Annotated in this window: 9 protein-coding genes; 5 read left to right on the plus strand and 4 right to left on the minus strand. The window is 40.9% G+C overall.

Going from position 1 to position 18,269, the window contains the following annotated elements; genetic code table 11:
• Window positions 1-13: 13 nt before the first annotated feature.
• The 4 genes from HQN86_RS06385 (at window position 14) to HQN86_RS06400 (ending at window position 8,472) form a co-directional block, all read left to right on the plus strand.
• Window positions 14-4,168 (plus strand): hybrid sensor histidine kinase/response regulator transcription factor, encoded by a 4,155-nt coding sequence (locus tag HQN86_RS06385; protein ID WP_172660163.1) that lies wholly within the window; start codon window positions 14-16, stop codon window positions 4,166-4,168.
• 194 nt (window positions 4,169-4,362) lie between these two features.
• Window positions 4,363-4,929, plus strand: a complete 567-nt coding sequence (locus HQN86_RS06390; RefSeq protein ID WP_172660164.1) for an RNA polymerase sigma factor — start codon at window positions 4,363-4,365, stop codon at window positions 4,927-4,929.
• Window positions 4,919-6,838 carry a glycoside hydrolase family 97 protein gene (locus tag HQN86_RS06395; RefSeq protein WP_172660165.1) on the plus strand — a complete coding sequence of 640 codons (1,920 nt, stop codon included), beginning with the start codon at window positions 4,919-4,921 and terminating at the stop codon, window positions 6,836-6,838. Before HQN86_RS06390 ends, HQN86_RS06395 begins: the two co-directional genes overlap by 11 nt.
• Window positions 6,835-8,472, plus strand: coding sequence for a glutaredoxin (locus HQN86_RS06400; RefSeq protein WP_216854332.1), 1,638 nt, complete (start codon window positions 6,835-6,837; stop codon window positions 8,470-8,472). Before HQN86_RS06395 ends, HQN86_RS06400 begins: the two co-directional genes overlap by 4 nt.
• Before the next feature lie 123 nt (window positions 8,473-8,595).
• Here HQN86_RS06400 and HQN86_RS06405 read toward each other — a convergent pair whose 3' ends face one another.
• The 4 genes from HQN86_RS06405 to HQN86_RS06420 form a co-directional block, all read right to left on the minus strand.
• Window positions 8,596-9,894, minus strand: coding sequence for an alginate lyase family protein (locus HQN86_RS06405; protein WP_172660166.1), 1,299 nt, complete (start codon window positions 9,892-9,894; stop codon window positions 8,596-8,598).
• Between the two features lie 97 nt (window positions 9,895-9,991).
• The gene (locus tag HQN86_RS06410; RefSeq protein WP_172660167.1) at window positions 9,992-11,029 is read right to left on the minus strand and encodes an IPT/TIG domain-containing protein; all 1,038 of its coding nucleotides are present in this window, start codon (window positions 11,027-11,029) and stop codon (window positions 9,992-9,994) included.
• A gap of 39 nt (window positions 11,030-11,068) precedes the next feature.
• The gene (locus tag HQN86_RS06415; protein WP_172660168.1) at window positions 11,069-12,844 is read right to left on the minus strand and encodes a RagB/SusD family nutrient uptake outer membrane protein; all 1,776 of its coding nucleotides are present in this window, start codon (window positions 12,842-12,844) and stop codon (window positions 11,069-11,071) included.
• 21 nt (window positions 12,845-12,865) lie between these two features.
• Window positions 12,866-16,156 carry a SusC/RagA family TonB-linked outer membrane protein gene (locus tag HQN86_RS06420; RefSeq protein WP_216854333.1) on the minus strand — a complete coding sequence of 1,097 codons (3,291 nt, stop codon included), beginning with the start codon at window positions 16,154-16,156 and terminating at the stop codon, window positions 12,866-12,868.
• Window positions 16,157-16,626: 470 nt separating this feature from the next.
• On the opposite strand from HQN86_RS06420, the gene HQN86_RS06425 reads away from it, so the two are divergent.
• Window positions 16,627-18,264, plus strand: a complete 1,638-nt coding sequence (locus tag HQN86_RS06425; RefSeq protein ID WP_172660169.1) for a right-handed parallel beta-helix repeat-containing protein — start codon at window positions 16,627-16,629, stop codon at window positions 18,262-18,264.
• The last annotated feature ends 5 nt before the right edge of the window (window positions 18,265-18,269 follow it).

The following is an 18,269-nucleotide window of genomic DNA, read 5'->3' on the forward strand; positions in this document are numbered from 1 at the left end:
AAACTGAACAGGGGTGAGGATTTCGCTGATTTTATTGCTTTTTCTTTTTAGCCTAACAGGGCTAAAGGCAACGGATTTTCCTCCTATGAGCTATTTGGGGATAGAAAATGGCTTGTCCAATAATCTGGTGCGTTCCATTTATCAGGACCACAACGGCTTTATGTGGTTTGGTACCCGCGATGGCCTGAACAGGTATGATGGATATGGATTTAAAGTATTTCGAAACAAGCTCAATGATCCGCATTCTTTGGTGCATAACATTATTCATGTCATAACCAGTGATGTCAGGAATCATTTGTGGATTGGAACCCGCCAGGGAATTAGCGTCTACGATGAGCTTTCCGGAAAATTCAATACCGTAGCTTATCACTCTGCCAAAGGCACGGACACCATAAGGGAAGTGATCAAAGATATTGAGGCAGACGCCAAAGGAAATGTTTTTATCGGGTCTGAAGGCCTTGGCTTGCTCTTATGCAAAGCCGATAAACTTATTGCAGACCAGATTCCCTTAGTTGTAAATGGAAAAGAAACCAGGTCATATGGAGTTCAATCTCTTAAAATGGATCAGAAGGGAAAGCTCTGGGTATTTGTTCAAAATCTTGGGTTATGTGTCCTGGACGAGCATTCAGGCAAGCTTAAACTAATAAACACTTCCCTTAGTATGTCGCTTTGCATGGAAATTCTTGGCAACTATATCTGGATTGGAACAAATAACGGCCTGTTTAAATATGATATGCTTCACAATGGCGTGGAACAGATGTTTGCTACGGGTAATGTGCCAATTAGTAGTGCAGTATCTACACTTAAGTTTGATTCATCAAAAAATCTTTGGATTGGGACAGTTGCCGGACTGATATATCTCCTTAATGGTTCCAGTTCGGAAATAGAATCTTTGAAAACGGCAGATCATAAAAATGCTCTGGACGGTGGCATGATTTATTCTATTTATATTGATAAGGAGTCCAGGAAATGGATCGGAACTTCTTTTATCGGGGTGGGCATCATTGATCCGAATAAAAAGAAATTTCAAACAATCGCGAATGAGCCTGGAAACAAAAAGTCACTGGCAAAGAGTGCCATTACAGCCTTTTACGGTGATCAGGAGGATCAGCTATGGATTGGTACTGAAAACTCAGGACTTAATATCTGGAACAGAAAAACAAACTCATTTGTTCAGCATCAAAATATTCCAGGAGATCCAAAATCCCTTTCGGGAAATTTTATTACCGCTATTATCTCCGATTATAAGGGGGATGTTTGGCTGGGGACTTTTGCCGACGGATTAAACCGATACAACAGATCAACCCAAACTTTTGAGAGATATAAGTGTATTAATCCTCAAACCGGAATAGAAAGTAAAGTTGTGTTCAACTTATACGAAGATCGTGCCCATACCTTATGGGCAGCTACTTTGCGCCGCGGCAGTTTACTGGGAGCTTTATACAGATTAAACCGCACCGAAAATAAATTTGAGCTCTTTGATACCAAACTTACCGACCTGTTTGTATTGCATGAGGATGCCCGAGGTGTTTTTTGGGGAGGGAATCTGAACCAGCTGGTGAAAATCGACAAATTGGGTAAAAAACACCAGTTCTTTAATATTGGTTATACGGTTCGGGTAATTAATGAGGATGCGCGTGGCAATTTCTGGATTGGTACAGAAGGTGGTGGTCTTTTGCTTTTTGATCGAAAGACGGGTAAAATAATTACACGTTATACCACAGAAAATGGACTGTGTAACAATTCCGTACTCAGCCTGCTCGATGATCAGAAGGGTAATCTATGGATCAGCACTTATAATGGGATTTCTAAATTTAACATTGCAAAAAAGGAGTTTACAAATTTTTATCAGAGTGACGGTCTTCAAAGTAACCAGTTTCAGATCAATTCAAGTCTGAGGCTAAAATCTGGAGAGATGGTATTTGGGGGGATAAAGGGATTTAATATTTTTCAGCCTGCAAGTATTGTCCCTGTTAACAATGCGCCCAATCTGTTGCTAACAGGACTCAACATTGATAATGTACCAGTTGAACAGCATCCTTCTTTTGTAAAAGAAAGTAAGAGTGGCAGGGTTCTGGAACTTAAGGTTCCTTATGATAAGGCAGTGTTTTCTTTTGAATTTACTGCGCTTGAATATTCTGCCGCCGATAAGATTTCATACGCCTACTATATGGACGGATGGGACAGGGACTGGAATAAAGCAGGGAATTCGCGCACAGCTACTTATACCCATATGGATGAGGGTAGTTATGTTTTTAAAGTAAAAAGCACCAATATCGAGGGTGTTTGGAACAGTAAGCAAATCAATTTAAAGATTGTTGTATTGCCACCATGGTATCGTACCTGGTGGGCATACCTAATTTACTTCAGTGCAGTTGCGGCTTTAGTGTATCTGTATTTTCTCTATCAATCCAGACAAACTAAACTTACTTATGAAGTTAAAATAGCAAATCTCAGTGCAGAACGCAAAAAAGCCGAGTATGAAGCGGAAGTGGCAAAACATGAAAAAGAACGTCTTGAACATGAAAAAGAGCGTGTAATTAATGAGAATGAAAAAGAGTTGAATGAAAAAAGGCTGTCTTTCTTTACAAATATTTCCCATGAGTTCAGAACCCCATTAAGCCTGATCATCAATCCTGTTAAGGATTTGATGAAAAAGTCAGAAAACCGATCTTCTGAGGACATTAAGGAACTCGGTTTTATCCACAGAAATGCAAGAAGAATGCTGAGTCTGATTGATCAGCTCTTGCTTTTTAGAAAGGCCGAAGCGGGGTTTGACCATATTAGGGTTTCGAAATTAAACTTATATGATTTGTGTCAGGAGGTATATCTGTGCTTTACCCAGCAAGCAGCTTCAAGAGCGATTCAGTACGAGCTTATCTTCGAAAATAAAGCACTGGAAATTTTTGCTGATCGTGGGAAACTGGAAATTGTTTTGTTTAACCTGATATCGAATGCACTAAAATATACCCCTTCCGGTGGTGCCGTTTTGGTCGAAGTAACAGAAACAACTGAAGATGTACTCATTAAAGTGGAAGATAACGGTTCTGGTGTTCCTGCCGATGCAGGCGATCAATTGTTCGAACGTTTTTACCAGGCCATACGAAAAGATAATTCCGCTAAACCGGGCTTCGGAATTGGTTTATTCCTGGCCAAACAATTTACAGACCTGCATAGTGGGCAATTAAGTTATACCAGTGAGCTGGGTAACGGCACCTCATTTTACCTTTCATTGTTAAAAGGACAATCGCATTTTCCGGAGGTTATCGCAGACCTGGATAATCAGGGTGAATCCGTCTTATTTAATGAAATGCTTGGCGAAGTGGATGCATTTTCAGATGAGTTTAATGCAGATGAAGAGGTAGAACTGATTAGTGATAAACAAAGTATCTTAATAGTTGATGACGAAGCAGATATCAGAACCTATATTAAAAGTGTATTCAAATCAGATTACCTGCTTTATGAAGCGGAAAACGGGACTGATGGACTGAAACTGGCTACAGAGAAATTACCTGACCTGATCATTACTGATTTCAGGATGCAGGGCATTGATGGAATAGAGTTTTGTGAAAAGATAAAGAATGACCCCGCATTATCATATATTCCCGTCATATTACTTACCGCAAGTGCTTCCGCAGACATAAAGCTAAAAAGTATGGAGGGTGGTGCTGATGACTATATCAGCAAACCATTTGAAAAAGAATACCTGGTGGCCCGTGTGGCAAATCTTTTGAAAAACAGGAATAACCTGCAGCGGTATTTTTATAATGAGATTACGCTTCAATCAAATAACCTGACCATATCCGAAGCTTATAAAGAATTCCTGGAAAAGTGTATCATCATTGTTGAACAGCATTTAAATGATGCCGACTTTGGAATTAAGGCCCTTGCAGAGGAGATCGGAATGAGCCATTCCAATTTATACAAACGGGTAAAGTCAATTTCAGGACAATCCGTAAGTTCCTTTATTCGTTTCATCCGCTTGCGTACTGCAGCAAGGATCATGATCAATACAGATTGTAATGTAAACGAGGCGGCTTTTCAAACCGGGTTTAATGATGCTAAATATTTCAGCAAACAATTTTTTAAATTGTTTCATTCCAACCCATCTGAGTTCATAAAGAAACACCGCAAGTCTTTTAATAAGCGCTATAAATTCAAAGATTAGCGAAAAATAGCCTTCTTTTAGGTTAAAAAACGCCATTTGGCGAAAATACACTCCTTAATTACGAGTTTGTACCCTTCCTTTTTTTTATTCCAAACCATATTCGTAACTGCAATTTACGGCAAACCAGAGCTGAAAATCTTTCTGCTCAGGCTTGTTGCAAACCAAACATTGCAGTAACCAAATATGTAATTCTTATGAGCAAAGTCGACAATTTGATGGTGTTATGGGATCAGACCAGGAATGGTGAGCAAGGATCTTTTGCCTTACTTCACAAAGCACTTTATCCGGGTTTATTCAGATATGCATTTACCACGATTCAGGATGCTGATCTGGTCGATGACCTTCTGCAGGAACTCTTTATTAAGTTCTGGGAAAACAGAGTGAGGATAGGTGAAATCACTAATGTCCGAGCTTACTTTTACCGTTCCACCCGCTGTACCTTATTGGACCACATCCGGAAATCCCAATTGAAAGCATCAAAGCTTGAGGCAATGCCTTTTGCAGAATTTGAATATTCAAATGAAGATGCCATTATTTCCAGGGAGCAGGATGTGGAGTTAAAAGAGGTAATGATGGGGGCCATTAATAATTTACCACTGAAACAACGCGAGGTCATTCATATGCGTTTTTACCAGGACCTTAATTATAACCAGATATCAGAAATCACGGGGATAAAGTATCAATCTGTAGTTAATCAGGTTTACCGTGCAGTTCAGATTTTACGTGAAACGTGTCTACTTTCCAATATTTATGCAGCTTAGAAAATTAAAACCACTCTTAACCTTTGTTGTTGCTCTGGCTGGTTTCTTTAGTTCCGTTAGGGCACAGCAACTGGTTTCAGGATCTCTTCAACAATTGTATTCTCCGGATAAAAATATCTTAATAACATTCTATCAGAAACAATTAACCGATAGTACCCGTGCGATGTATTACACGGTAAATTTTAAAGGAAAACCCGTTATACTCGAATCTTTATTGGATTTACAGTTAGACAATCATTTAAGTGAGCAGGCGATGGCGTTAAAGGTTGACCGGCGCGAAAAATGGTTTGAAAACCTGAAGATAATCGGAATTGTTCGCAATTCTAAAGATACAGCATGGACGCCCATAACCGGTGAGAGTAGCCAGATCAGAGATCATTATCAGGCCATCACGATACAAGCAGTAAAAGAAGACAATCCAATTTATCCCATCCACATAGAAATACGTGCTTATAATGAAGGCACCGCATTCCGGTATTTCTTTCCCGAGAATGAGAAGGGAACCTATTATCGGATTGTGTCTGAGAATACCGAATTTTCATTGCCCGAGGGAACTAATGCCTGGCATGCTTCATGGGCTCAGGCACCTTACCGGTTATTGCCTTTAAAGAACTGGCCGGATGAGGGAGAAAGACCTTTAACTTTGGAACTGCCTGGTGGATTATATGCCTGTCTTGCTGAGGCGCAGATGGTTGATTATGCACGTACAAAATTCAAACTGAGCACTGTAAAATCCAATACCATTCAAACTTCCATGTATACTCCTGCAGATCTGATCTCGCCATTTGGCACTCCATGGAGAGTCGTAATGGTAGCAGAAAAACCCGGAGATCTCATACAAAACAATCACTTGCTGCTTAACCTTAATACTCCATCAAAGATAAAGGATGAAAGCTGGATTAAGCCGGGCAAGATCATCAGGGTAATGACCCAGACCACCGCAGATGCAAAGGCGAATATTGATTTTGCGGTAAAACATAACCTTCAGTATATCCTGTTCGACTGGAAATGGTACGGGCCATCATTTACTTTTAAATCTGATGCTACTAAGGTGGCCATTCCGGATTTTGACCTTCCTGATATTATCAATTATGGGAAAGAAAGAGGCGTTGGTGTTTGGCTGTATGTAAACCTTCAGGGTTTGTATAGTCAATCTGATAGTTTGTTTAAGGTTTATGAGAAATGGGGGGTGAAAGGGGTGAAATTTGGGTTTGTACAAGTGGGGTCTCATCGCTGGACAACATGGGTGCAAAAAGCCATTCAGCAGGCTGCAGATGCACATATCATGGTGAACATTCATGATGACTGGCGGCCAACAGGGGAACAGCGTACATGGCCTAATCTCTTGACTTCAGAAGGCATCAGAGGAAATGAGGAAATGCCCGATGCCACCAGCAATACCATTATGCCATTTACCCGATACATTGCCGGAGCAGCGGATTATACCATTTGTTATTACGACGAGCGAATCAAAACTACTCATGCCCATCAGCTGGCAATGGCGGCAGTTTATTATAGTCCCTTACAAACCTTATATTGGTACGATAAGCCAGCTCATTCCAAAGATGAACCGGAACTGGAGTTTTGGGATAAAATCCCGACTACCTGGGATGAAACCAAGGTCATACAAGGAAATCCTGGTGAATACATTACTATTGCCAGGAGAAAAGCAAAGGACTGGTTTATTGGAACGCTGACCAACAATGATGCACGTAAGCTTAAAATACCTTTAAATTTTTTACCAAAGGATAAAAAATACATTGCCAGTATTTATTCAGATGATCCTTCGGTTGCAACGGCTACTAAAGTAAGGGTAACCAGGAAACCGGTAGATCATAAAACCATAATTGATACAGATTTAATTCCATCTGGTGGGCAGGCCATCTGGATAAGAGAAATTACTAAATGATGAAAACCAAGTTTGACCTCCTGATTGTTCTTTTTTTTGTGATCCTATCAATTCCTGTCAAAGGAGCCGTCTGGCAATGGTCAGTGGCAGTGAAGACCATTCAAAACGATAAGCCTTGCAGGGCTTATTTATGGATTCCGCCCGATTGTAAAAGGGTTAAAGCTTTTATTTTTTCGCAGAACAACATGGAAGAGCATTCCATTCTGGAGGATCCTGAATTCAGAAAAGCTATGGGTAAGCTAGGTATCGCCCAGGTCTGGATTAGTCCGGCCTATGACCTTTTTTTTAATTTTAGTAAGGGGGCAGGAACTGTTTTCAATGATGTTATGAATGATCTGGCCGAGGTATCTGGTTATGATGAATTGCGGAACGCTCCATTTATCGGAATGGGGCATTCTGCTGCCGCCAGCGCTCCATATTACATGGCTGCGTGGAATCCTGAAAGAGCACTTGCTGCGATTTCAGTTAGCGGCCAATGGCCTTATTTTCGCCATCCCGTTTTTGCTCCGGATATCTGGGGAACTAGAAATATAGATTTTATACCCTGCCTGGAAACCATGGGAGAGTATGAGGCTGCTGAAAGTGTGGCTTTAGAAGGATTAAAGCAAAGAGCAACACATCCGCTGCTGCCTTTAAGTATGCTGGCAAGTCCGGCAGAGGGGCATTTTGCAAGTAGCCCTGAAAAGTGTAAATATATTGCGCTATACATAAAGAAAGTAATGCAGTACCGTTGGGTCGAAGGTACTGGCCAAACCAGACTTCGATCTTTAGATCCCACTAAAACAGGCTGGTTGGTTGATAAGTGGAGTAGGGATGAGCTTCCAAAGGCAGAAGCGGCGCCAGTGAGTCGGTACAAAGGAGATCCTGCACAAGCCTTCTGGTATTTTGATGAGGAAATGGCAAAGGCCACTATGGATTATCAGGGTAGGTATCGCCATAAAAAAGTTCAGCTTATTGCCTATGTGCAAAATGGGAAAAAAGTTGAACAAAAGAATACACATCAGCAGATTAATCTGAAATTTGAACCCTTGCCAGATGGGATAACGTTTAAATTAGGTACAGCTTTTTACGATACTATACCGGGGGGAAGCCCCCGTCCGGCTATATGGGCAGGTGCTTCTGCTGGTGAGCGTATTGGGCACGCAAATAATGCGGAATCAATCGTGATCCGAAGAATTACAGGCCCGATGATCAGGTTTAATGACACTACTTTTCGAATTCAGCCTCAGTCGGGATTCTGGCAAAACCCACATAGTTATGAGCTGTGGTTTGCCGTTAGCCATCCAGGAGATGAACAGTATAGGCCAGCTGTGCAACAGGCCCAAATGCTTGTTCCTCCTATGAATACTGCCGGTAGGAAGCAGCACCTTACTTTTTTACCTATTCCGGATCAGTCTGCAAATAAAAACGGGATTGAACTTAAAGCCAGCTCAGATGCAAATGTGCCTGTTTATTTCTATGTGCAGGATGGCCCCGCAGAAATTGTAGGTAATCGCCTGAATCTTTTGAAAATTCCTCCACGTAGTCGTTTTCCGGTAAAAGTTACTGTTGTAGCCTGGCAATATGGAAACAGCAATGAACCCAAATTGCAAACTGCAGCTCCCGTTATAAATACCTTCTGGATTACGCGTTAGCTTTTGTTTTAAAAGCGTCCGTCATCTCGACGATAGGAGAGATCTATTGAACTATGCCTGAACAAGAGATCTCTCCTATCGTCGAGATGACGGCGAGTGCTATAGCATTGTGTGCTAAACACCTCAAGGTAAAGAGTACATTAATGTTCCGAACCCTAACTGGTCAAAGCCCCCACTGTTTGGTCCGTAGTCACCTCCGCCTCCTTCTGGTAAAGTTGTTTGTACACCCAAAGCCGTATACCTCGCTTCAGATTCAGCAACTTTTTTAATCTTCGCATAATGAAAATAGGCGGCAGACCACATCGGACGAACCGTGCCCCGGCTATTGTCACTTACTACCTTGTGTACCTCTGATTGGGCGCAATTTGCTGCCCACAGACGGGTATATTCATGAAAAGGAACTTCCAGCCTCGCTACATTGTATTTGGCAGTGTATTCACAAGCTTTAAGGAAACGGTTATTATCAAGACCATAAAAATCGTCGCCCTGGTTCCATGCCATTTGCGAAATTGTACTCATTAACGCGATTACCAGTGTAGCATGACCCTGATCACGTCCACTTTCCTGCAACTGCGCCAAACCCGCATTTTCACCATCAAACACATAATTAATCGCTTTAAACCAGTTGCCATTGCCATTTCCCCTTTGCAGATAGTTAATGGTATAATTATACATTGACCGGTTATCTGTTAATATACCAATGGCCATAATAGAAGCCAGGTTACACATATCCCAGTTTGCCCAGTAATGGGAATCGCAAGTGCCGTTGTGTCTATTTAAGAAATCTTTGTTTATCGTATAAAAAACGTCTGTCATCCATTTTTGATACGCTTTAAAATCTGCTGCCTGCCAATTGCTATAATCCCTCATCAATTCCCCGGTCAATGCAAATTGATAGCCATAGATGCCGGCAGCCAATTGCGCATTTGAATCGCCGCTGATGCGTTTACAGGTACTTGCCCAGGCATTTAATATTTGAATGGATTTTTGCGCATATGTATTATCTCCGGAAATTTTCCATCTCAATGCCAGCTGATAGGCAGCTGCAACATCATTAAAGGCTCTTGAATAATTATCAGGATCTGGTTCTTCCGCACTTCCGCCACCCCGTACCAATTTTTCAGGAGGATTTGGCGTGTAAGATAACTGCGCATGTGAATTTGCCAGAAGTTTATTGTATCCTGAAAGCCATGGTTGTGCATTTTCGTTCAGCTTTGTTTTTATTCTTGCGAAATCTGCTGCGGTGTGTAATCCTCCAACATGTTTCATTGGGGCGCCTGGCGCCAGTGTATCAATAGATAAAGCAGTACCCTGAGGTGGATCTGTTGGATCTGGTACTTGATTAGCAGCATCTTTCTTACTGCAGTTTAAAAGAAATATTGATCCTGCAAAAAGCAGAACCAGGTTAGTAAATAGTTTCATAATTGAGATTTAAAATTGATAGGGATTACCACGGGTATACTTTAAAAAATACTCCCGGGCTTGCATTTATCAAACCCGGGAGTATTAATTTTAGGTTTTAATTGTCTTTTACGCCATAGAACTCAAGCTCACTTACATTCAGGTTTCCGGTAGCAAAATACAGGTATAGATAACGGTAACTGGTTGTACTGTTTATGGCTGCCTCATTCCAGTCATAAGCAGGGGCTGTTGTGATGGTGTATAAAAGGTCACCATTTGTCGTCCCTATTTTATCAGGATCATTTGTCCCATACACCCGGGCGCCATTCATTCTTGCGGCATTACCTGTTCTAGGGTAATAACGCATCCTGTTTAGTTTCGCTTTCCCGGCGGCTCCCAAATCAAAACCGAGATATCCCGATGCAACAGCACCATCGACAAAAGTTGCTATATTTCCATCAAACGCAGCTGCAATTGTTGTAGCAGGATTATTGCTCCATGAGCCGGGTGTTCCAATAATGGTTCCTGTTATTTTCTCCTCACCAACCAGGAAATAAATACCTTCAATTTCCTGTAGGCCTATATAAACCTTTATTGTGCCGGTAAGGCCTCCAACAGGTACTTTTACTTCTATCTTCGCATCTGTTGCAGAGATCACCTCGGCATTAACCCCACCAAAAGTAACCCTAATGTCACTTGCTATGGTTCCAAAGTTCTTACCCAATATGGTAACTAATGAACCCTCCAGACCGAACCCAGGCGAAATATTAATAATCTCTCCACCGGGTATAAAGGTGAAATTACCGGCCACTTCTTTGGTAAATTGCCAAACCTTTACAGAGATCTTTCCACTGGTGGCAGTTTTAGGAACAGTTACTACGATCTGCTTGTCGGTAACACTGATGATGTCCTCCTGAGTAGCCGCTACACCATTAAAATAAACAGTAACAGCTTTCTTAACATCTCCGAAATTAGTGCCGTTAATGGTGATTTGATATCCGGGCCGTCCTGCAGCCGGAGAAAAATCATTTACAGTTAGTTCAGGATAATTAAATTCTCTGAAGTTAGGATCTTTCTCACAGGAAGCGAACAAAATCGCGAAAAAGGAGAGGATACCGAACCAACTCAATATATTATAAACTTGTATTTTTTTCATAATTTCTAAAGATCTAATGATAATCCAATGTCTGTCCTACTAGTTATAACCAGGATTTTGAAGCAAATTCTTATTCAAAATAATTTGGTTTACAGGTATAGGATATAAATAATGTTTTGGTGCAAGAGAATGGTTTGCCGAACTGGAAACCACAACGCTTTTTAGCATCCCTTTTGGCGTTTGTACTGCCTCTTCTCCCCATACATACGAGGTAGGTTTATAAAGAGAAGTTGGCTGCCCCGAAGCATCTTTAAATGGTGTGGCATAACTTGCATCTCCTACAACTCTTCCCAATCGAGAAGCATTTAAAGAGACTTCCAGAATGCCCCAGCGTTTTAAGTCATCAAAACGCTTGCCCTCGCGGTATAACTCCACTGCTCTTTCTCTTCTGATTTCTTCTTTCATATCCAGACCGTTAGCCCCGGCCAATGCATTGGTCAAATGTGCTACTGCAGCACGATCTCTTAATTTATTTATAGAAGCATCCAGTTGTGCATCAGTGATGTTACCATTTAATTCAACTAATGCTTCTGCATAAGTCAGGTAAATTTCTGCCAGTCGAATAATTGGCCAATTGGCAGATTCAGTATTGTCAATCCTTCTTGAACCATATCCGTATACCGCATATTTGCTGTTTCCGTAGCCACTTGACCCTAAGCCTCCAAAGTCCAGTGTAACAGATGCGGGTGCGGTAGTGGAGGCGTACAAGTAGTTCAATAAACGTCTGTCTCTATTCTGAAATTCTGAAACTGCGGTATGATACCCTTGGAACAAAGGCGATTTAGCCGGTGGCAATCCATCTGTACACACCGCCATATCCACAAATTTGCGACTTGGATATAATTGTCCCGAGGTCCAGGTTATGTTTAGTCTTGCCTGTCTATAGGTATAATCATAAGTCCGATATAAAATGAATTCTTTATTAGAGGTCTTGTCGTACCCACCTGGATTAGACCCTGCATCCTCAAGATTGAACAAATACCATGAACTCGAATTTGCCATTTTTGAATCGGCATTTTTATTCCATAATTCATAACCCCCATTGGTCATAATGTCCTCGCATTGGGCTACAGCATCTGTAAGATACTTGTTTATATTACCAGGGTCGTATCCGGCTGTGCCGGCACCCTTGCTTGTGCCATCTCCATCAGGAGTCTGCCCTACATATTTTTCCCAGGTAGCTTCATACAACTGGACCTGGGCTTTCAAAGCCTTGGCTGCCCATTTGCTTGCCCTTCCTTTATCTGTGGCAGTTATGTTTTGCTCAATAGGTAATTTTGCAATAGCCTCATCTAAATCTGTTAAAATTTGTGCTACCACCTGATAACGACTATTGCGTTTTGCCTTTAATTCAGGCGAATTTATATCTAATACAGTTGTTACTATTGGTACACCACCATAAGTTTTAAGTAAACCAAAATAAGCATAAGCTCTAAAAAAATAAGCTTCGCCTACATACTGGCTAATTTCTGCTGCATTTGCATAGGTACTTGCTTTTGCAAGCAAAATATTGCAGTTACGGATACCGGAATAATTCCAATCATTATTGCCAACTACGATGGTGCCATAACCAATATCATAACCATTTCCATTGGAATTTGCAGACAGATCTGAGCTATTGTCCATATTACCAAAACTCCATCCCTGTAGCTGGCCATAGAAATCGGCCGCAAATGCTTTAAAATCTGCGGACTTCTTAAAATATACTGCATCTGTATATTGTGCAGTAGGGTCCAGGTCTATAAAATCCTTCTGGCATGCAGAAATACTGAAGCCAAGTACCCCTATAGTTATATAATTGAATATCTTTTTCATTGCTTTAATCATTACTGGTTGTTAAAATCCAACATTTAAACCGAACGACCACGTTCTTGCAAACGGATAACCGCTATTTATAGAAGACTCGCCCATTTCCGGGTCAAAACCATCTTTAACAGATGTTGCTTCCCATAAGTCGTTTCCTGAGAAGTAAAATCTTACTTTGGATAGTTTTATCTTCTCCGTAATTCTTTGAGGTAAAGTATAACCTACGATCAACGTTTTTAAACGGATGTATCGGTTATTTTGCAACATAAAATCATTATTTTCATAATTCCATTTAGCCCTGGTTCCATTAACTGTTAAACGAGGAAATAATGCGTCCTGATTGCCCTCTGTCCATGTCTTTCCCAGAAATGCGGGATTCTGATTCGTAAATATTGCACCAAATGGATAAGCCATGTAGCCGCTGCGCATGATATTCTGTTTCAACTGACCTTGAAAGAAAGCGTTTAAATCAAACCCTTTCCATGAACCACCCAAATTGAAACCAAAATTAAAATGTGGTGTGCCATCACCGGCATATACCAAAGAGCTTTTTTCGTTACCTATATTGGTAATATTACCTGTTCCTGCAACGTCAACTCTTTTTGTATCACCAGGACGTAAAGCTACTGCCTGATTGTTTTTAGGCATGTTGGCCAGGTTTGTACTAGACCCATAGGCAGCGTAATATGCATCTACTTCTGCCTGGTTTTTAAAGTAGCCATCTGTTTTGTAAACAAACCAGGATTGCCATGGGCGCCCGTTTACGATTCCGTTTCTACCAGCGTTATAACTATCAGCACCTTCAACTCCCGATACCAAGGTTTTTGTATCACCAATGTTAAAAGCGAAATTATAGCTAAAGTCACCTTTTGTGTCTTTCCAGCCTATAACAAACTCCCAGCCTTTAGTATTGAATTTGCCGCTATTGGTTTTTGGTGCGTTACCTCCTAACACAGAAGGATAGCTTACATTGATTAGCATCCCAATATTGTTTTTTTCGAAAATATCAAAGTTGGTAGTTAATCGACTGTCAAAAAATTCCAGATCAATACCCAGGTTTTTTTGCTCTACTTTTTCCCATGTGCGGGTATAACTAATTAGTCCGTTGTTGTTCAAACTACTTGATGACTGTGGTGCAGCAGGCGAACCTAAAACAGCAGAGCCAATATTGACGGTCGACAGGTAATCGAAAGCACCCAAGCCAGATGCCTCATTTCCAGTAGTTGCGTAAGAAGCCCTTATTTTACCGAAATTAAGTACTGGCGTAATGCCCGTCAGAAAACTTTCTTTGGTAAATACCCATCCCAATTGTGCAGATCCGAAATTTTTAAACTTATAGCCTGAGGCAAACCTGGAGTTACCATCTCTTCTGCCTATCAATTCCGCCAAATATTTTTCGGCATAATTATAGTTCAATCTTGTCAGGTATGAAAACCTGCCATTTTGGGTCTTGGTTCCGCTGTTTGTTTGCGTTTCTAACCCGGCCAGACTAATATCATAAACGCCCTGGTCTTCAAAACCCACACGGTTAGCCGTTACCTGTTGCGAGTTGCTTTTTTCTGCATTGAGGCCTGCTACCGCCGATATATTGTGTACACCATTGAATGTTTTTTCATAACGTAACAATGCCGAGTAATATTGATAAAGCCCTTGCCAGGCATAAGTATTGTAAGTGTTATTTGTACCTCCGGTATTTAAACCAATCCCTGTGGGCGTGCCATACCAATTGTACAACTGCACAGGTAATACATATCTTTCTGAGTTAAATCTCTCGTTTTGCAAAGATGCCAAACCTTCCAGGGCAAGATCCTTAAAAATCTGATAGGTGGCGGTTACGTCCACTCTTCCGGTAAGTGAATTTTTATTTTCTCGCCCACCGGCAGCTGTCATAGCCGCTGCATTTCTGTTGGCACCCCCGTCAATTCCGTTAAATGTGGCAAACCATTGCCCGAAAGGATTTTTCGCTGGATAAAAAGGCATGTCGTAAGCATAAAGTGTATTGTCTAGCCCAACAGAAGGTGTACTGGTATTGGCATTAACCAAACTAACATTCGATTCAAGTTTAAATTTATCAGATAGCTTATAGTCGTGGTTAAAGTGAAGATTGTATTGTTTCTGTCCGTCATAAGCAGTAGCCAAATTTCCTCTGTTGTTTGCATAACCCACAGACAGACGATATCCTGTTGAGTCTGTACCTCTGGAAATACTTAAATTATGCTGTTGAGAATAACGCGTGGCAAACATCTCATCCAATCGGTTAGCATTAAAGATATAGTAATCTGTTCCAAAAAGATCATATCTGCCTTCCACACCTTGCTGCATTTTCTCCAGGTTTTCTTTATTTCCCCAAACCCAGTAATTTGGTCCGGCTTCTTCTTTGTTTGCCGCTAGCCATATTGAAGCATATTGCTGCATATTGGGCGAATAACCGGTAATACCGTTGGTATTAAAACGCGCATTACCATTGTAATTCACTTGTAATTTGCCTTTTCCTTTCTTAGTTGTTACCAGTATCACACCATTGGAAGCCCGTGAACCATAAATTGCTGCGGCCCCATCTTTCAAAACAGAAATGCTCTCAATATCATCGCTATTCATATTCTGGAAGGAATAGGAATTGAGAACAGGGACACCATCCACAATAATCAATGGATCGCTACCATTCACAGAAGAATTCCCACGAATCCTGAATGCTAAACCTTCGTTACCAGGGCGGGGTGAACTACGGGTAACCAACAGTCCTGGCGATTGACCTTGCAATGCCAGGCCCACATTAGTTACAGCACGATCCTGGAACACTTTGCGGTCAATAGTTTCTACAGCACCTGTAAGTGTCGCTTTCTTTTGCTTTCCATAACCTACAACTATCAATTCATCCAATACATCATTTGTTTCTTTTAGTTTCACATTAATAACTTCTTTGTTATTAACTGCCAATTCCTGCGTTTCAAACCCAATGGAACTAAAAACCAGAATACTTATACTATTTGGTACGGTTAACTTAAATTTTCCGTTTTTATCTGTAACCGCACCCAGATTGGTGCCTTTAACTTTAACAGATACTCCCGGAATTGCTTCTCCTTTGGCATCGGTTACAGTACCCGACACTACCTGATCCATTTTTGCAAAATGATTTCTGCTGTTATTTTTTAAGCCCTTTATACTAGCATAGTGGGGATCCGAAAAGCTATCAGGGGTGTTATGAGTGTTAGAGGATTTAGAATAGGCTAGATTGATCAATGATGAAAATAGAATCATCTGACCAAATCCAACCCTCATAATCTTACTCCATTGAGTTGAATTTTGTAAGTGAAGTTTCATAAATTTATTTGGTTCTTTAAATGGAAAAATAAAAAGACCGCTTTCCTATTCTAAATAGTTGCGGCAAGATTAATTAACATAAAATCTCTTTATCCTAAGGAATCCTTTTCATACGCTCGGTTTAAGTGGTTTATCTATAGACGCAGCACTTTCCATTCAATACTCTCTTGCCAGATTTTATTGGTGTGTTTTGTATATAAATTATAGTTTGTTAGCTTTATTTCTGCCGTGGTGGGAATAACATATGGGTACATTTCGTCATGCAAGGCACATCGCCATCTCGAACGTTGTGAGAGATCCCTTGGTTCTGCCAGTTCAAGAGATCTCTCACAACGTTCGAGATGACGACAGTTTTAAACAATCTGTCATTGATAATTTTGCTTCGCAGCTATTTCGTGGTCAGCATGATGAGTGAGCCAATGAGTATAAAAAGCCCATTATGTTGTCATATCATTATAACTAGATTTTAAATGAAAAAAATTGTTTTGTTTCTTAGTCTTTGCCTTGCCCAATCTTTTTTGGTTAATGCTTTTTTTCAGGAGACACCAGGCTCTGGTAAGTTGATTTACGTATCCAAATCCGGAAATGATTCTGCCGATGGTTCCTTTGCGCGGCCGCTTTTGACTATTAGCCAGGCTATATTAAAAGCAGAGCCAGGGGACCAGGTGATTGTTCGGAAAGGTATGTACAGGGAACTCGTAGTATTAAATAGGAGTGGGGCATCTGAACAACAAAGGATTACCATAAAAGCCGCTAAAGGCGAAACCGTAAGCATTAGAGGCTCTGAACAGGCAAAAAGCTGGACCAAAGAAAAAAACGGCATTTGGAAATTGCTTATAGATACCTCATCGTTTAAAGGCATTATTTTTTTCAATAATGTAAAAATGCAGCAGCAGAATGAGCTTAAACACGTAAATGGAGCTGTATTAAGCTGGATAGCAGAAAACGGTGGTGGAAAAGTTATGATCAAAGCAAATTTTGGTAAAAGCAATCCCAACGAATCGCTTACCGAAATACCCGTAAGGTCATCCGGAATTTCAGCTTTGGAAAATGTAAATTATATTGCGATAGATGGAATTCATGTGAGTCAGGTAGTGAGCGCCATTTCCAGCATCTATGGAAAACAGGGAGGAGCAATTGAGACGGGTGGAGGAACACACTGGATCATCCAAAACTGCACCGTAGACAATTGCAGTGGCGTGGGTATCTCAATTGGTAATACCGGTAAAACGTATCCTGAAGCCAGCCCAAGAAACCCGGAGTTAAGCAATTATAAAGAAATCGAAAAGGTTGGTCATCACGTCATTCGTAATAACCATATATTAAACTGCGGCCAGGCAGGAATTTTTGGTTTAGCGGGAGGCACTGCAAGTTTGATAAATGGAAACCTGATTGAAAAGATCAATACCGAAGGGTTGTACACAGGCACAGAATCTGCCGGCATCAGATTGGCAGTGGCCATAGACGCTGTGATTAAAGGGAACTTAATCCGCCAGATCAAAGGAAAGCAAGGTTTTGGTATTTATCTGGGACCCTTGTTTCAGGCTACGCGGATCAGCGAAAATATAATTTCTGATACAGGGGCTGATGCAATATATCTTTTCAACAGCCATGGGCCGGCGCTGGTCGACAACAATGTGCTTGCTTCGGGAAATCAGGCCGGAAAATCAGGTGTCAAAATGCTCGCCAGTGAAGCGAATGTTTTTATCAAAAACCTGTTTTACAATTGTAGTTTTACCAATGAACGTCAGCCAGGGAAATCGGTGGCCACAAGTAATTATCTGCCCCATACTTTAGTCATCAAACAAACCATTCCTTCTCTCAATATAGACCATCGCTGGTTTGGGAATGTTTTTGTAAAACAAAAGCTGGATACCCAAAGCTGTACGGGATGCAAGATAGATTACAACAATTTTGTAGATGATGCCAATTTCCATTTGATACACACTGAGCGTGGTGCAAATGTTAAAGTTAACCTGAAGGGGAACGTAACAACACATCCCGAATTTAATGCAGATTTCATCGGTTTTTTTGCTTTAAGTAAGCAGTATATCGAGTATCCTAACGGAAATCCGAAACTGCCTAATTCATTTTTACTGTTAAAATAACAACA

This window comes from Pedobacter panaciterrae (genome assembly GCF_013204795.1).
GTDB lineage: Bacteria > Bacteroidota > Bacteroidia > Sphingobacteriales > Sphingobacteriaceae > Pedobacter > Pedobacter panaciterrae.